This is a genomic window from Actinoplanes sp. CA-142083 (assembly GCF_050942195.1).
Lineage (GTDB): Bacteria > Actinomycetota > Actinomycetes > Mycobacteriales > Micromonosporaceae > Actinoplanes.
Map to the genome: position 1 here is coordinate 2,561,209 of NZ_CP192076.1, position 15,313 is coordinate 2,576,521.

At 71.1% G+C, this 15,313-nt stretch carries 14 protein-coding genes; 2 read left to right on the plus strand and 12 right to left on the minus strand.

Annotated features, from left to right (window positions below; genetic code table 11):
* The first annotated feature begins 58 nt into the window (after window positions 1-58).
* Window positions 59-499 (plus strand): Lrp/AsnC family transcriptional regulator, encoded by a 441-nt coding sequence (locus ACQPZX_RS12135; protein ID WP_433378688.1) that lies wholly within the window; start codon window positions 59-61, stop codon window positions 497-499.
* 59 nt (window positions 500-558) lie between these two features.
* Complete coding sequence (locus tag ACQPZX_RS12140) at window positions 559-1,167, plus strand: helix-turn-helix domain-containing protein (RefSeq protein WP_433378691.1); 609 nt, start codon at window positions 559-561, stop codon at window positions 1,165-1,167.
* 7 nt (window positions 1,168-1,174) lie between these two features.
* On the opposite strand, the gene ACQPZX_RS12145 is transcribed toward ACQPZX_RS12140, so the two are convergent.
* The 12 genes from ACQPZX_RS12145 to ACQPZX_RS12200 are packed head-to-tail and all read right to left on the minus strand — an operon-like array spanning window position 1,175 to window position 15,310.
* Window positions 1,175-2,194 (minus strand): alpha/beta hydrolase family protein, encoded by a 1,020-nt coding sequence (locus ACQPZX_RS12145; protein WP_433378694.1) that lies wholly within the window; start codon window positions 2,192-2,194, stop codon window positions 1,175-1,177.
* 2 nt (window positions 2,195-2,196) lie between these two features.
* Entirely contained in the window at window positions 2,197-3,171 is a 975-nt protein-coding gene (locus ACQPZX_RS12150) for an LLM class flavin-dependent oxidoreductase (RefSeq protein WP_433378697.1), read from the minus strand.
* Window positions 3,171-3,497: a TIGR04076 family protein gene (locus tag ACQPZX_RS12155; protein ID WP_433378699.1), complete on the minus strand. Its 327-nt coding sequence runs from the start codon at window positions 3,495-3,497 to the stop codon at window positions 3,171-3,173. Before ACQPZX_RS12155 ends, ACQPZX_RS12150 begins: the two co-directional genes overlap by 1 nt.
* Window positions 3,494-4,528: an NADPH:quinone oxidoreductase family protein gene (locus ACQPZX_RS12160; protein WP_433378702.1), complete on the minus strand. Its 1,035-nt coding sequence runs from the start codon at window positions 4,526-4,528 to the stop codon at window positions 3,494-3,496. Before ACQPZX_RS12160 ends, ACQPZX_RS12155 begins: the two co-directional genes overlap by 4 nt.
* On the minus strand, window positions 4,525-4,923 hold the full coding sequence (locus ACQPZX_RS12165; protein WP_433378705.1) for a nuclear transport factor 2 family protein: 399 nt from the start codon (window positions 4,921-4,923) through the stop codon (window positions 4,525-4,527). Before ACQPZX_RS12165 ends, ACQPZX_RS12160 begins: the two co-directional genes overlap by 4 nt.
* Complete coding sequence (locus ACQPZX_RS12170; protein WP_433378708.1) at window positions 4,920-6,146, minus strand: amidohydrolase family protein; 1,227 nt, start codon at window positions 6,144-6,146, stop codon at window positions 4,920-4,922. The genes ACQPZX_RS12165 and ACQPZX_RS12170 overlap by 4 nt, the downstream gene beginning before the upstream one ends.
* A complete protein-coding gene (locus ACQPZX_RS12175; protein WP_433378711.1) occupies window positions 6,143-7,786 on the minus strand; it encodes a hydantoinase B/oxoprolinase family protein in 1,644 nt (547 codons plus the stop codon). The genes ACQPZX_RS12170 and ACQPZX_RS12175 overlap by 4 nt, the downstream gene beginning before the upstream one ends.
* Entirely contained in the window at window positions 7,779-9,443 is a 1,665-nt protein-coding gene (locus tag ACQPZX_RS12180) for a hydantoinase B/oxoprolinase family protein (protein ID WP_433378714.1), read from the minus strand. The genes ACQPZX_RS12175 and ACQPZX_RS12180 overlap by 8 nt, the downstream gene beginning before the upstream one ends.
* Entirely contained in the window at window positions 9,440-11,482 is a 2,043-nt protein-coding gene (locus ACQPZX_RS12185) for a hydantoinase/oxoprolinase family protein (RefSeq protein WP_433378717.1), read from the minus strand. Before ACQPZX_RS12185 ends, ACQPZX_RS12180 begins: the two co-directional genes overlap by 4 nt.
* Window positions 11,479-13,440, minus strand: a complete 1,962-nt coding sequence (locus ACQPZX_RS12190) for a dipeptide ABC transporter ATP-binding protein (protein WP_433385202.1) — start codon at window positions 13,438-13,440, stop codon at window positions 11,479-11,481. The genes ACQPZX_RS12185 and ACQPZX_RS12190 overlap by 4 nt, the downstream gene beginning before the upstream one ends.
* Before the next feature lie 2 nt (window positions 13,441-13,442).
* On the minus strand, window positions 13,443-14,300 hold the full coding sequence (locus tag ACQPZX_RS12195) for an ABC transporter permease (protein WP_433378719.1): 858 nt from the start codon (window positions 14,298-14,300) through the stop codon (window positions 13,443-13,445).
* On the minus strand, window positions 14,300-15,310 hold the full coding sequence (locus ACQPZX_RS12200) for an ABC transporter permease (RefSeq protein WP_433378722.1): 1,011 nt from the start codon (window positions 15,308-15,310) through the stop codon (window positions 14,300-14,302). The genes ACQPZX_RS12195 and ACQPZX_RS12200 overlap by 1 nt, the downstream gene beginning before the upstream one ends.
* Between the last annotated feature and the right edge of the window lie 3 nt (window positions 15,311-15,313).

The following is a 15,313-nucleotide window of genomic DNA, read 5'->3' on the forward strand; positions in this document are numbered from 1 at the left end:
TACCCGTGGTTGGGGGCTAGATTCGCGAGATCGGTTTTCGATCGGAAGGTGCGACCGGATGGACGCCATGGACTGGGCTCTGCTGCGCGAACTGCAGGACGACGCGCGCCTCTCCTACAGCGAGCTGTCCCGCCGGGTGCACCTGTCGCCGCCCGCGGTCGCCGAGCGGGTGCGCCGGCTCGAGGAGACCGGGGTGATCACCGGCTACCACGCCCACGTCGACCTCGCCAAGACCGGGCGGGAGGTGCTCGCGCTGATCCGGATGTCCTGTTACGGGCCCACCTGCGTGCTGCGCGACGACAAGGTGCCGACCTGGCCCGAGGTGCTGGAGATCAGCCGGGTCACCGGCGACACCTGCTGCGTGCTCAAGGTCGCGGCGGCCTCGATCGAGGCGTTCGAGGAGGTGATCGACCGTCTCGGCGCGCACGGCACACCCTCCAGCACGATGGTCCTGTCGACCCCGCTGTCCTGGCAGCCGATCACGCCGATCGGTTCATGACCGCCTGGTGAAAATTAGGTACGATCAAACACCACTGGTCATTTCCACGGGAGGTCGGTGTGCCAGCCACGGAGCAGCTCGAGGACACCCCTTCGGCGCAGGTCGGGCCGCGCATCCGCGAGTTCCGCAAGCAGCGCGGCCTCACGTTGCGCAGCCTGGCGTCGCGCTCGGGCCTGTCGATCGGCTTCCTCTCCCAGGTCGAGCGGGGCATCTCGTCGATCGGGCTGACCGCCCTGGGCAGCGTGGCCGGCGCGCTCGGCCAGTCGGTGTCCGACTTCTTCGACGCGACCCCCGCCGCGCCGCACGAGCCGGTCGTGCCGCCGCTGCCCGGCCATTTCACGCTGACCCGGGCGGAGAACGCCGCCACCCAGTACGTGTCCGGCCAGCAGACCTACCGCATGTTGTCGGAGCGGGGCGCGGGCCTGGTGCTGGAGCCGATGCTGGTGCACATCGCGCCGGGAGGGCAGCGCGAGGCCGCGTACGGTCACGCCGGAGAGGAATTCGCGTACGTGATCACCGGCGAGCTGCTCTACGAGGTCGACGGCGTCGAGCACCGGCTGCTGCCCGGCGACAGCGTGCACCTGCGCTCATCGGTTCCGCACAGCATGTACAACGACACCGACGCCGTGACCACCGTCGTCTCGGTAGTCACCCCACGCCTGTTCTGACCCTTGTTCACGAGCGTGAAATCCGGCGCTCCACTTCCGCGAGCGTCTCGACCCAGATCGGCGAGCCCGGGGTGATCACGTCGAAGTGGTCGCCCGGCCGCTCGAGCAGCGGGACGCCCGAGGCCGCCGCGAAGCGCCGATTGATGTCGACCAGGTCGAGACCGTCGCCGCTGCCCTGCACCAGCAGCACCGGCGAGGCGAGCTCCCGCCGCATCGGGTCGCTCTCCGCATAGACCTCCGGCACCTCGTCGGGCGCCCCACCGAGCGCGGTCGTGATCGCCCCCTCGCCCAGGAAGCGCCGCTGCCCCTCGCCCAGGTCGAGCACCCCGGCGAGCGAAACCGCAAGCGTGATGCCGGGATCGTCGGCCGCCAGCCGCAACGCCAGCTGCCCGCCCGCCGAATGCCCGAACAGCACGATCCGCGCACCCGGATGCCGCTCCCGAGCCGCCGCAACCCCGGCCGCCACGTCGGCCGTGGTGGCCGCCCAGCCGTGCCGGTCCGGCCGGCGGTATTCGAGGTTCCAGCCGATCCAGCCCCGGTCGGCCAGGTCGATCGCCAGCGCGTCCATCAGGTCGGCCGCCCAGATCGACCGCCAGAACCCGCCGTGAATCAGCACGCCGACTGTGGATGGCGCCCCGCCGACTCGTTCTTCCGCCCATTGCTCCGGGTGATCGCCGTAGGCGATCCGCTCGGCCGGCCGCCGCAGCCGATGCACGGCATGCCGAACGGCCCACACCAGCCCCCACACCCCGCGGCCGTGTAGATGGTTCGCCCCGAGGACCGCGTCGGCGACCGTGAGGTCATACCAGACCACCGAATCGGGCGCGTCGCCGATCAGCGCCGAGTCGGCCGGCAACGCCACAACCGGCCCGTCATGTCCCGCGACCGCGGCAGCCGTCTCGACCGGCCCGCTCGCGACCACCGTCCGCAGTCCCACCCCCAGCTCCTTGGCGGTGGTCTCGGCCAGCGACACCAGCAGTTCCCGGTCGGCCACGAGACCAGGCCCGAGCACCAGCAGCACTTCCACGATCAGCTCCTGACCAAGAGAGGCAAGACTTCGGAACCGAGCAACTCCACCCCACGATCGTCGGTGAGCCCGTGCGGCGTCCCGAACTCGACCCGCTGCACCCCGGCGTCGATGAGAGCCTGAGCCTGCCGAGCAACCTGCACGGGCGTGCCGGAGAACGCGAACCGATCCAGCACGTCATCCGGGATGAGCCGCCCGGCCTCCGCGTGCGAGCCCGTGTCGACCAGCCGGGACACCGCCGCCACCAGCCCGTCCGGCAGTGTCACGGTCGGGTCCAGGTCGGCGACGACGGCCAGGTACATGGCGACTTCGGTGCGCGCCTTGGCCCGGGCCGCCTCGCCGTCGGTGTCGACGACGGTGACGGCGCCCAGCACGATGCCGACCTCATCGTTGCCGACGCGCGAGCGGATCACCGGGACCATGTCGGGGTTCGCGCTGCCGCCCACCTTGATCTCGTCGGCGATCCGCCCGGCGAGCGCCGCTCCTTGCGGCCCCCAGGCGCCGATCAGCAGCGGCGGGTCGGGGCGATAGCGGTGGTAGCGCAGCACGGTGCCCGGCGAAAGGCTGAACATGCTCCCCGCGTACGCGTCGGAATCGCCACGCAGCAGACGCCGGACCACCTCGGCCGCCTCCGTCAGCGCGGTGATGGGCCGGGGCTGGGGCAGGCCGACCGCGCCGAGCCACGTGCCCCGGGCGAGGCCGAGATAGGCGCGGCCATGCGAGGCGAGATCAAGCGCGGCGACCTGGCCGGCGATTTCATAAGGAGCCATCGAGTACGGGTTGAGGCACGCGGGCCCTAGCCGCACGCGGCTGGTGGCGGCCGCCATCTCCAGCAGCGGGAAGATCGGCGGCTGGTACATCAGGTCCCCGAACACGGTCAGCACATCGAAGCCGGCCTCCTCGGCGGCGCGCGCCAGCCGGGCATAGGTGCCCGCCGGTTTGTCGCTTTGCAGACCAAGGCCGATTTCCGTACGCATCAGGTGAGGTCCGACGAGTTCATCCGCCGCTTCTGAGTGCGCGAGACCCGCATGACGAGACGCTCGCCGGGGTCCGGGCAGATGAAGTCGGAGTCCTGGGCGAGCCAGTCCCCGGCCGGCAGGTCCCGCTGCTTGGCGGCGAGGAACGGCAGCACCGAGGCGAGCGCGTAGACGCAGAAATGCTTGCCCTCGGGAATGGTCAGGTGCGCGCTCTCGGTCAGCTCGAAGTAGTCGCCGACCGCCATGCCGCAGACCGACCGCCCTTCGATCCGGTCGACGCAGACCCGCAGGTCATAGATCTCCATGTCGCCGTCTTGATCGCTCATGATGCCTCCTCCTCATCGAGTGACACGAAGTCGTCAGGCCGCCCGATGTCGCCGGGGCGGCCGCTGTCGTCGAGCCGCACGACGACTTTGCCAGTGGTGCGCCGGGTGGCCAGGTCGGCGAGCGCGGCGGGCGCTTCGTCCAGCGGGACCACCCGGCTGACCGGGGGACGCACCTCGCCGGAGGCGCACATCCGGAACAGCTCGTCGTAGGCGTGCCGCACCGCGTCCGGCCGGGCCGACGGATACCGGGATCCCCAGGAGACGCCGATCAGGTCGGTGTTGCGGCCGATCAGCCGGCCCGGGTCGACGGGCGGCGGTGGCCCGGCGGCCATCCCCACGCTGACCAGCCGTCCCTCGAAGGCGAGGCAGTCCAGCGATCGCCCGAGCAGGTCCCCGCCGACCGGATCGATCGCCACGTCGACGCTGTCGAAAGCCTTCTCGAAGTCGTCGTAGCCGACCGCGACCTCGGCGCCCTGAGCCCGGCAGACGTCGAGCTTGGCCGGGCTGCCGGCGGTGGCGACCACCCGCGCGCCGCGAGCCACCGCCAGCTGGATGACCGCGATGCCCACCCCGCCGGCGCCGGCATGCACGAGCACGGTCTCACCGGCCGCGACCCGAGCACGCTCGAGCGCGAACCACGCCGTCTGATAGGTGACCGGCAACGCCGCAGCGGTAACCGGATCCACGTGCGACGGCCGCTCGACCACCAGGCGGGCGTCGATGGTGACCGACGAGCCGAGCGCGCCGTGCGGCAGCGCCGGGCAGGCCAGCACCTCGCGGCCGAGCAGGTGCTCGGCGCCCGGCCCGGTCTCGACGACCCGCCCGGCCGTCTCGACGCCCGGCGTCATCGGGAAGTCCGGCCGCACCGGATACTCGCCCCGGCACAGCATCACGTCGAGGAAGTTCAACCCGGTGGCGCGGACCGCGATCCGCACGAAGCCGGGCGAAATTTCCGCAATATCGGGGACGTCCGCGACGCGGAGCACGTCAGCAGGCTCGCCGAACGACGTGGCGATCAGCCGCCGGGTCACGGCCGCACCAACTCGGAGTGGTGGTGCACGATGCGCCAGCGCCCGTCGATGCAGCGCAGCACATCCGTCACCCGGCTGTGCTGCTCGGGACCCGTGTCGGTCTCCCGGGCGACCAGCAGGTAGCGGGCTACCCCGAACGAACCCCACACGTCGATCCGCTTCTCGGTCGCGGTCAGCACCGCTAGGCGGGGTCGCCGGCCGGCCGAGTCCCTGGTCGTGCGGTACTCGTCCAGCTCCCGGCGGGTGCGCAGCGGTCCGGGCAGGTGGGTCTCCCAGGTGGTGACGTCCGCGTGCAGGTGCTCGTCGAAGCGGTCGCGGTCCCCGGCCAGGAACGCCTTGTACATGTCGTCGATGCCGGCGGCGATGGCGGCCGCCCCGGCCTCAGCGAAGCTCACTCGGACTCCCCATCCCTCACGACAGCGCCGCCCTTCATCACGAAGCGCACCCCGCGGAACGCCGAGGCGTCCTCGAGCGGGTCCTCGGACATCGCGATCAGATCCGCGTACTTGCCCTCCTCGACCGTGCCGAGGTCGTCCTCGGCGCCGAGCCAGCGGATCGGCCCGCGGGTCGCCGCGTGCAGCGCCCGCGCCGGGCCCAGCGAGGAAGCGAGGTTCTCCAGCTCCCGTACGGTCGCGTTGGTCCCCTCGAAGGACCAGAACGGCGGCATGTCGCTGCCGAGCAGGATCTCCACCCCGGCCTCGACCGCCATCGCGAAGCTCTCCAGGTGCCGCGGCCCCGCGCCGAGCGACCGGCACTGCATCCACTCGGGCACGCCCAGCTCGTCGAAGAACTCCTTGCAGCGCGTCACCAGCAGCGTGGGCACCAGCGCGGTCCCTTGCGAAGCCATCGCCCGCGCCACCGCGGGGGTGAGCTGGTAGCCGTGCTCGACGCAGTCCAGCCCGAGCGCCACGGCCGCCCCGATCACCTCGGCCGGCCCGGCGTGCGCGGTGACCTTGCGGCCCCAGGCGTGCGCGGTCTCGATCACCGCGGCCATCTCGTCGGCGAACAGCTGCGGGGTCGCGATGCCCTCGTGCTCGCCGGCGATCCCGCCCGAGATCATCACTTTGATCAGGTCGGCGCCGGCCTTGATCTGGCTGCGCACCCCGTGCCGGAACCCGACCGGGCCGTCGCACTCGAGGGTGTCGCCGCTCTCGTGGCCGTGCCCGCCGGTGCAGACCAGCGCCCGCCCGGCGGTGAACATGCGCGGCCCCGGCACCCGGCCCGCGGTGATGGCCCGGCGTAGCGCGAAGTCGGCGTGATCCTTCTCCGCGACATTGCGGACCGTGGTGACGCCGCACTCGAGCGTGCGGCGGGCGCCGTCGGCCATGTAGAGGGCCAGGTCGTGCGGGCCGAGGTCCTTGACCCGGTCGCCGCCCTTGCCGGGCAGCGACAGCGAGAAATGGGTGTGCATGTTGGCCAGGCCGGGCGTCACGAACGCGCCGTTCAGATCACGCTCGACGACCGGTCCCGCTTTGCGGGCCGTGGCGGCGACCGACGCGTACGGGCCGACGGCCGCGATCCGGTCGCCGGTGACCCACACCGCGGCGTCCTTCTGCGGCGGCACCCCGTCGAGCACCCTGGCGTCCAGCACGGTGCAGTTGGCGAGCAGCTGGCTCATACGATCACCCCGTACACATCCCGGGCCGCCTCCGCGGAGACGTACCCCTCGTCCATGTCGTGGCGGACAGCGGCCGGGTCCCGCCCGGCCGGGTCGCCGTGCCCGCCGCCGCCGGCGGTCAGCAGCGTCACCCGGTCGCCGGCCCGGACCGGCGTGCGCTTGGTGCTGACCCGCCGTTCGCGGGCGGTGCCGGGGAAGACGACGACGGTGTTCGGCTCGGGCTGCCGGCCGCCGTCGAGCGCCCACGGCGCGCTCTTCGTCTTCTTGATGACCGAAAGGAATTCGCCGTCGGTCACGAACCGGATGTCCCGGCGCAGCCCGCACCCGCCGCGGAACCGGCCGGCGCCGCCGGAGTCGGTGCGGATCTCCACCCGCTCGAAGAACATCCCGGTCTTCGCCTCGAGCACCTCGACCGGCGTGTTGCGGGCCTGGGTCTGGCAGAGGTGGTTGGCCGGGCCGATGCCGTCGTGGTCGGGCGCGCCGCCCCAGCCGACCGGGTCGTTGTTGCTGACCGCGAACATCTGCCCGGTGTCGGGGTGGGTGCCGACCATCATGAAGCCGGGCACGTCGCCGCCGCTGGAGGCGGGCAGCCGGTCGGACATGCCCTGCGCGAGGGCCTTGTAGATCAGCTCGAGCGCGACCGTGCCGGTCCACTGGGTGAACGTCGCCGCCGGGTAGACGGCGTGGAACAGCGTGCCCGGCTCGGCCAGCACCCGCAGCGGCGCGAAATGGCCGGCGTTGGTCTGCTCCTCCGGGGTGGTGATCGCCTTGAAGGCGACGCGGCAGGTCGCGATGGTCGCGCCCAGAGGCAGATTCACCGGCCCGGGTACGGCGTCCGACGAGCCCGCGAAGTCGACGGTGAACGTGCCGTCGGCGATGGTCACCGTGGCCCGCATCAGGATCGGCTCGTCGCTGACCCCGTCGTCGTCCAGCCAGTCCTCGGCCGTCCAGCTGCCCTGCGGCAGCCGCGCCACCGCATCGGCCGCCGAGGATGCCGCTGCCTCGACAAATCGGTCGATTGCCTCATCGACCCGATCTCCGTAGAGGGAAAAGATCTCGGCCACCCGCCGCTCACCGGTCCGCAGCGCGGCGATCTGGGCATGCAGGTCGCCGAGCACTGCGTCCGGCATCCGGGAGTTGAAGCGGATCAGCTCGTGGATGTCGTGGACGGGCTCTCCCCGCGAGTAGACCTTGGTGCCCGGAAATATCAGGCCTTCCTGGTGCATGTCAGTGGAATCCAGGACGTAGCCGGGGTCCTTGGCCCCAAGGTCCATCCAATGGGCCCGGATGCAGAGGTAGGCGACCAGCTCCTCGGCGACGTACACCGGGGCGAACATCGTCGCGTCGTAAGAGTGCGCCGCATTCCAGTAGGGATAGTTGAGCAGCACGATGTCGCCGGGGGAGAGCTCGCCGACGTATTCCACGCCCTTGCGGATCGAGTAGTCGTTGGCGCCGAGGAACCGGGACAGCCCGGTCGACTCGGCCACCAGCCGCAGCGACCGGTCGTAGATGGAGATGCCGAAGTCGTGCACCTCGTAGATGACCGGGTTGAACGCGGTGCGCACCAGCGCCGCCCGCATCTCCTCGGCCGCCGACGCGAGATGACTCCGGATCACTTCAACCGTGGCGCCGTCAGCCATTGAGGTCGACCCCATAGACATCGCGGGCCGCCTCGGCCGAGACGTATCCCTCGGCCACGTCCCGCCGGACGGCCGCCGGATCCCGGTCGGCCGGGGTGCCATGCCCGCCGCCGCCGGCCGTCAGGATGGTGATCCGGTCGCCGGGCACGACATTGACGCGCTTGGTGCTGACCCGGTGCTCACGGTCGGTGCCGGGGAAGACGACGATCTGGTTCGGGTCGGGCTGCAATCCGCCGTCCAAGGCCCATGGCTGGGTCTTGGTCTTCTTGATGACGGTCAGGAACTCGCCCGGCGTCACGAATCTGATGTCCCGCTGCAGCCCACATCCGCCGCGGAACCGCCCGGGGCCGCCGGAGTCGGTGCGGATCTCCACGCGCTCCATGAACATCCCGGTGCGGGCCTCCATCACCTCGATCGGGGTGCCGCGGCCGGTCGCCCCCGAGACGTGCGTGGCCGCGTCGGTGCCGTCGTGGTCGGCGGTGCCGCCCCAGCCGACCAGGTCGTTGTTGCTGACCGCGAACATCTGGGCGGTGTCCGGGTGGATGCCGACCATCATGAAGCCGGGCACGTCGCCGCCGCTGGAGGCGGGCAGCCGGTCGGGCATGCCCTGGGCGAGCGCCTTGAGGATCAGCTCGAACGCCACGATCCCGGTCCACAGCGTGAACGTCGGCTGCGGGTAGACGGCGTGGAACAGCGTCCCCGGCTCGGCCCGCACCTCGAGCGGCGCCACCGTGCCGGCGTTGGAGGGCTCGTTCGGCGAGGTCAGCGACTTGAGGATGACCTTGCAGATCGCCTCGGTCGCGCCGAACGGCATGTTGATCGGCCCGCGGGTGGCCGGCGAGGAGCCCGCGAAGTCGACGATGAACCTCTCGTCCGCGATGGTCACGGTGACCTTCATGAGCACCGGATCGTCGGTGATGCCGTCGTCGTCGACGTAGTCCTCGGCGGTCCACGTCCCCTGCGGCAGCTGCGCGAGCGCGGCCCGGGTGCGGGCCTCGCCGTCGGAGATGATGTGCTCGATCGCGGCGAGCACGGTCTCCCGGCCGAACTTGGCGTAGATCTCCAGCAGCCGGCGCTCACCGGTGCGCAGCGCCGCGATCTGCGCGTGCAGGTCGCCGAGCACCGCGTCGGGCATGCGGGAGTTGAAGCGGATGAGCTCGTGGATGTCCTTGACCGGCTCCCCGCGCGAGACCACCTTGGTTCCCGGGAAGATCAGGCCCTCCTGGTGCATGTCGGTGGAGTCGAGCACGTAGCCGGGATCCTTGGCGCCCAGGTCCATCCAGTGCGCCCGGATGCAGAGGAAGCCGATCAGGTCGTCCTCGTCGAAGACCGGCGCGAACAGGGTCGCGTCGTAGGCGTGGGCCGCGTTCCAGTACGGGTAGTTGAGCAGCACCACGTCGCCGGGGTGCAGATTCTCGACGCCCACGTACTCGACGCCCTTGCGCAGCGAGTAGTCGTTGGCGCCGAGGAACACGGTGAGCCCGGTGGCCTCGGCGACCGGCCGCATGTGCGCGTCGTAGACCGACAGCCCGAAGTCGTGCACCTCGTAGATGACCGGGTTGAACGAGGTGCGGATCAGCGTGGCCCGCATCTCCTCGGCGGCCGACAGCAGATAGCTGCGCACCACCTCGACACGAGCACCGTCCAGTGTGGTCATGCCGCGACCTCCAGTGTGACAACCAGGTAGCCGTGGGAGTCGACAGTCACGCGCTGCCCGCTCGGCACCACCGTCGTGGAAGTGCCCTCGTCCACCAGCGCCGGACCCGAGAAGGTGTCGCCCGCGCGCAACGATTCCCGGTCGTAGACAGCGAAGGGAACGATGGCTCGGGTCCCGAAGTCGTAGGCATCCCGGTGAGTGCGGGGAATGGCGCCGGCACCGGATTCAATAGTGGGAAGAGCCGGCCGCGACGTGCGGCCGATCCCGCGCACCCGCAAATTGAGGATCTGCAACGGATTGCTCATCGTGTGGCCATAGCGCGCGTGGTGCAGATCGTCGAAAGCCTTACGCACGGCCGCCGCGTCCAGGACAGACCCGACGGTCACCATGAGGCTGTGCTCCTGGCCGAGGTAGCGCAGCTCGAACTGCCGCTCCAGAACCCCGTCACCCGACGGAACGCCTTGCGCGGTCAGCGATGCCACCGCCTCGGCCTCGGTCTCCTTGAACAGCGGCTCCAGCGCCGCCAGGTCCGCGTCGTCGAGCGTGGTCATCACCGTACGGCTGAAGTCGTTGACGATGTCGGCGGAGAGCATGCCCCAGGCCGAGAAGCCGGACGGCGCGAACGGCACGAGCACCTCGCCGATGCCCATCTCCCGGGCCAGCAGCGGCGCGAGCAGCGGGCCCGCACCGCCGAAGGCCAGCAGCGAGAACACCCGCGGGTCGTGTCCACGTTCGACGGTGATCTGCCGGACCGCGCCGACCGTCTTGGCCAGCAACACGTCGAAGATGCCGGCCGCCGCCTCGGGAACGCTCAGCCCGAGCGGCTCGGCCAGCTGCGAACGGATCGCGTCGCGGGCGGCCTCGTCGGCCAGCCCCATCTCGCCACCCAGGAACCGTTGCGGGTCGACGAATCCGAGCACCACCGCCGCGTCGGTCACCGTCGGCTGGGTGCCGCCGCGGCCGTAGCAGACCGGGCCGGGCGCGGCGCCCGCGCTCTGCGGCCCCACCTTGAGCAAACCCCGGTCCAGCCAGGCGATCGATCCGCCGCCGGCGCCGATGGTCCGGATATCGTACGTCGGGATCAGCAGCGGAAAATGCTCGAGCTGGGCCTCGTACGCGGCGACCGCGCCGCCCTTCTCGATGACGCAGGCGTCCAGCGAGGTGCCGCCGATGTCGAAGGTCAGCAGATTGTCCCGGCCCAGTTCCTCGGCGAGGTAGGCGGCGCCCACGATCCCGCCGGCCGGCCCGGAGAGCACGGTGTGCGTGGGCGAGGTCTTCGCCACCGCGCCGGTCATCGAGCCGCCGCCGGAGCGCATGATGAGGAACCGCCCGGCGAACCCGCCCGCGGCCAGCCCCGCCTCCAGCTCGTCCACGTACCGCTCGAAAATCGGCCGGATGTACGCCTCCAACACGGTGGTGCTGGTCCGCTCGTACTCCCGGTACTCCCGCACGATGTCGGTGGAGAGCGACAGGCTCACCTCCGGGTAGGCCTCGCGGATGATGCGGGCCGCCTCGCGCTCGTGGGTGGGGTCGAGGAACGAGTGCAGGAAGCAGATCGCGATCGAGGTGACCCCCTGCACCTCGACAAGTTCACGTGCGGCTGCCCGTACGGAAGAAGGGTCTAGATCTTGAATGACCCGGCCCTTGTAGTCGAGACGGCCCGTCACGCCGGCGGTGAAGCGGCGCTGCACAAGGCTTTCCGGGCGCTGGTAGCGGAAGTCATACATGTGGTCGGCGGGCACGTTGCCCCGGCCGATCAGGAAGATGTCCCGGAACCCCTCGTTGGTGATGATGCCGGTGTTGCCGCCGCGCCGCTCGAGGACCGCGTTGAGGCCGAGCGTGGTGCCGTGGATGAACAGCTCCACTTCGGACAGGTCCGTGCCGAGCGCGGCGATCGCGTTGAGCACACCCTCGGCCGGATGCGCCGGCGTGGTGGAGGCCTTCCGGAAGCGCACTTCGCCGGTCCGGGTGTCGAGTTCCATGGCGTCGACGAAGGTGCCGCCGATGTCGACGGCCAGCCGCACGGGACGGTCGGTCATGAGGTGCTCTTTCCGATCAGGGCGGGCAGCTCGGGGACGCGCCAGCAGGCGGCCCGGCTCTCGCCGTACGGCTGAAGGATCTGCTCCTGGGAGCGGCAGGCGTCGGTGACGAACGGGCAGCGGGCGGCCAGCGCGCATCCGGCCGCCGCGTCCGCCTCGTCGAGGTCCTTGACCAGCGCGACGTCCGCCGTCCGGGTCTCGCCGAGCCGGGGCGCGCTGCCCAGCAACGCCCGCGTGTAGGGATGCTTGGGATGGTCGAAGACCTCGTCGACCGGCCCTTCCTCGACGACGCGGCCGAGATAGAGCACGACGACCCGGTCGGCGAAGCCGCGCACGGTGGCGAGGTCGTGCGAGATGAAGACCGAGCCGTGCCCCGCGTCCGCCGCGACATCGGCGATGACATCGAGGATCTGCGCCTGCACGGTGACGTCGAGCGCGCTGGTGGGCTCGTCGAAGACGATCAGGTCGGGCTCGCCGACCAGCGCCCGCGCGATGCCGATCCGCTGCGCCTGCCCGCCGGAGAGCTCATGCGGCAGGCGGTCGAGGATCGCCGGGTCGAGCTCCATCCGGCCGAGCGCCTTCTCGACGCGTTCCGCGCGCCGCGTCGTGGAGACCTTGGCGGCGCGCAAGGGCTCCGCGATCGAGTCTTTGACCGTACGCCGAGGGCTGAGCGACCCGACCGGATCTTGGAACACCATCTGCGCCCTGGTCCGCTCGGCCCGGCTGAGCTTCTGGACGTCCTTCCCACCGACGGCGACGGACCCTTGCGAAGGCTCGACGAGCCCCATGATGAGCTTCGCGAGGGTGCTTTTGCCGCAGCCGCTTTCCCCCACGACCCCGAGCGTCTCGCCGGCCTTGAGCGTGAGGCTCACTCCGCGCAGCGCATGATGCCCACCAGACCCGAACCGGCTGCGGTAAACGACATGCGCATCCTCAACGGCAAGCACAACCCGGTCTGCTGCTTCTCTTGCGGCCGTGACCGATTTCTCGACATTTATGACGCCGAGCTCACCATCCTGCGGGTGGAAGCAGGCGAGCGACCAGCCCGCGGCCAACTCTTTCGTCGGTGGGCGGGTGGTGCGGCATTCCTCCGTCGCGTGGGCGCAGCGCGGGACGAAGGGGCAGTCGTGCGGCGCGTCCTTCAGCAGCGGCATGCCGCCGGCCGTCGCGACCACGCGGCCGCCGCTGACGTCGGGGACCGAGCGCAGCAGCGCGCGGGTGTAGGGGTGGGCCGGCTCGCGCAGGACCTTCGCCGCCGGGCCGGTCTCGACGACCGTGCCCGCGTAGAGGACGACCACGCGGTCGCAGACCTCGGCGATCGAGGCGAGGTCGTGCGAGATCAGCAGGACGCCCCGGCCGTCGGTGTCGGCGGCGTGGCGGAACTGGCGCAGGATCTCGCGGGTCAGCGTCACGTCCAGGCCGGTCGTGGGCTCGTCGGCGATGAGCAGGCCGGGCGCGCACCCGGTGGCCAGCGAGATCATCACCCGCTGGGCCATGCCGCCGGAGAGCTCGTGCGGGTAGGCCTGCAGCCGCTGCCCGGGGTTGCGGATGCCCACCGAGGCGAAGAGGTCCTTCGCGCTCGTGGCCGCCTGCTCGGCCCCCATCTCCTGGTGAGTCACCAACCTGTCGATCAACTGCCGTCCGACCGTACGCGTCGGTGAAAGCGCACCCCGCGGATTCTGGAAGCAGATCGCCGCTCCCCGCCCGCGATGCGAAGCGAGCGCGGCGGCGTCCATCCGGAGCACGTCGGCGCCGTCGAACCCGACGCGGCCGCGAGCCTCCGATCCGGGCGGCAGCATGCCGACGATCGCCCGCGCGACCATGCTCTTGCCGCCGCCGCTCTCGCCGACCAGGCCGACCACTTCGCCGGGCGCGACCGAGAAGCTGACGTTGCTGAGCGCCGCGACCTGACGGCCGGGCCGGCGGATCACCACCGTGAGATCCGAGATGTCGAGCATGGTCACCGCCTCCGACTGTCCGCGCGTTCCTGCAGGCCCTCGCCGAGCAGGCTGAAGCCGAGGACGCAGACGAGCAGGGCCAGGCCGGGCGGCACCGAGGTCCACCAGCGGCCGGCCACGACGTCCGACGTGCCGAGGCTGATCATCGAGCCCCACTCGGCGGTCGGCACCGTGATGCCGAGGCCGAGGAAGGACAGGCCGGCCAGGGTGAGCATCGCCCAGCCGCAGTTCAGCGGGGCGATCACCCGGACCGGGGTGAGGCTGTTGGGCAGCAGGTGCCGCCAGAGGATGCCGAAGGTCGAGGTGCCGGAGGTCTTGGCCGCGTCGATGTAGGGCATCTCGCGTAGCGTCCGCACCTCGGCGCGTACCAATCTCGCGTACGCGGGGGCGTTGACCAGCGCGATCGTGAACACCAGGTTGCCGAAGCCGTCGCCCAGCAGCGCCGCGACCGCGAGCGCCAGGATGAAGGTGGGGAACGCCTGGAAGATGTCGACGATCCGCATCAGCACGTCGTCGATCCAGCCGCCCAGGTAGCCGGCGAGCAGGCCGAGGAACGTGCCGGCCACGACGGCCAGCGCGACCGCGCAGACCGCGATGCCGAGGTCGATGCGGCCCGCGTGCAGCACCCGGCTCCACACGTCCATGCCGTTGCCGTCGGTGCCGAGCAGGTGCTCGCCGCCGGGGCGGGCCAGCGTGCCGGACGGGTCGATCTCGGTGGGACCCCACTTCGACAGCAGCGGGGCGAAGACGGCGGCGAGCGCGGCGACCACCAGGATCGTCGTGCCGACGACGATGAGCGTCCGGGCGAAGCGGCCGTCGCGGCCACCGATGGTCACCGGGGCGAGCTGGACCTCGGCCATCAGATCCTCACTCTCGGGTCGAGCATCGCGTGGACCACGTCGGCGATGAGGAAGACGAGCACGTAGCAGAGCGCGAAGACCAGCACCGACGCCTGCACGACCGGGTAGTCGCGGTAGAGCAGGCCGCGCAGCGCCCACTGGCCGAAGCCCTGCCAGGAGAAGACGTACTCGACCAGGACGGTCGAGCCGATCGCCGTGCCGAAGACCAGCGCGGCCAGTGACGGCAGCCGGACCAGGGCGGCGCGACGCAGATATCCGCGCAACAGGGTGCGCTCCGGGAGGCCGTGCGCGGACGCCGCCGCGTACGCCTCGGATCGGAGCACCTCCAGGGCCGACGCCCGGACGCTGCGCAGCAGCGGCGCCAGCACCCCGATGACCAGCGTGAGCACCGGCAGCACCAGATGCGCGGCCGCCGACGCGGCGGCCGGCCCGTTGCCCGTGATGATCGCGTCGACCAGGTCGGCGCCGGTGATCGGGGTGAGGTTGGTGTCCGGGTCGACCCGGCCGCTCGGCGCCGGGAACCAGCCCAGCGCCGCGTAGCCGACCAGGATCAGCACCAGGCCCAGCCAGAACTCCGGGATCGAGTTCCCGAACAACGCGAACACCCGTACGGTGTGGTCGCCGACCCGGTCGGCCCGGCGCGCCGACCAGATGCCCAGCCAGATCGCCAGCAGCACGGCGATCGTCACCGCGATCACCACGAGCTCGAAGGTGGGCCCGATGCGCAGCGCCATCTCGTCGCGCACCGGGGTGCCGCTCTGGATCGACGTGCCGAAGTCGCCGGTGACCAGGCCCTGCAGATAGTCGAGGAACTGCTTCCACAGCGGCTGGTCGAGGCCGAACCGGGCGCGGGCCGCCGCCGCGTCGGCCTCGGTGGCGTTGGGCCCGAGGATGCTGCGGATCGGGTCGCCCGGCAGTACCCGCACCAGCAGAAAGGTCAGCACGACCACCCCGAGCAGGACCGGGATCAGCTGGAGCAGCCGGCGACCGACGAAACGCAGTACCCGCATCGA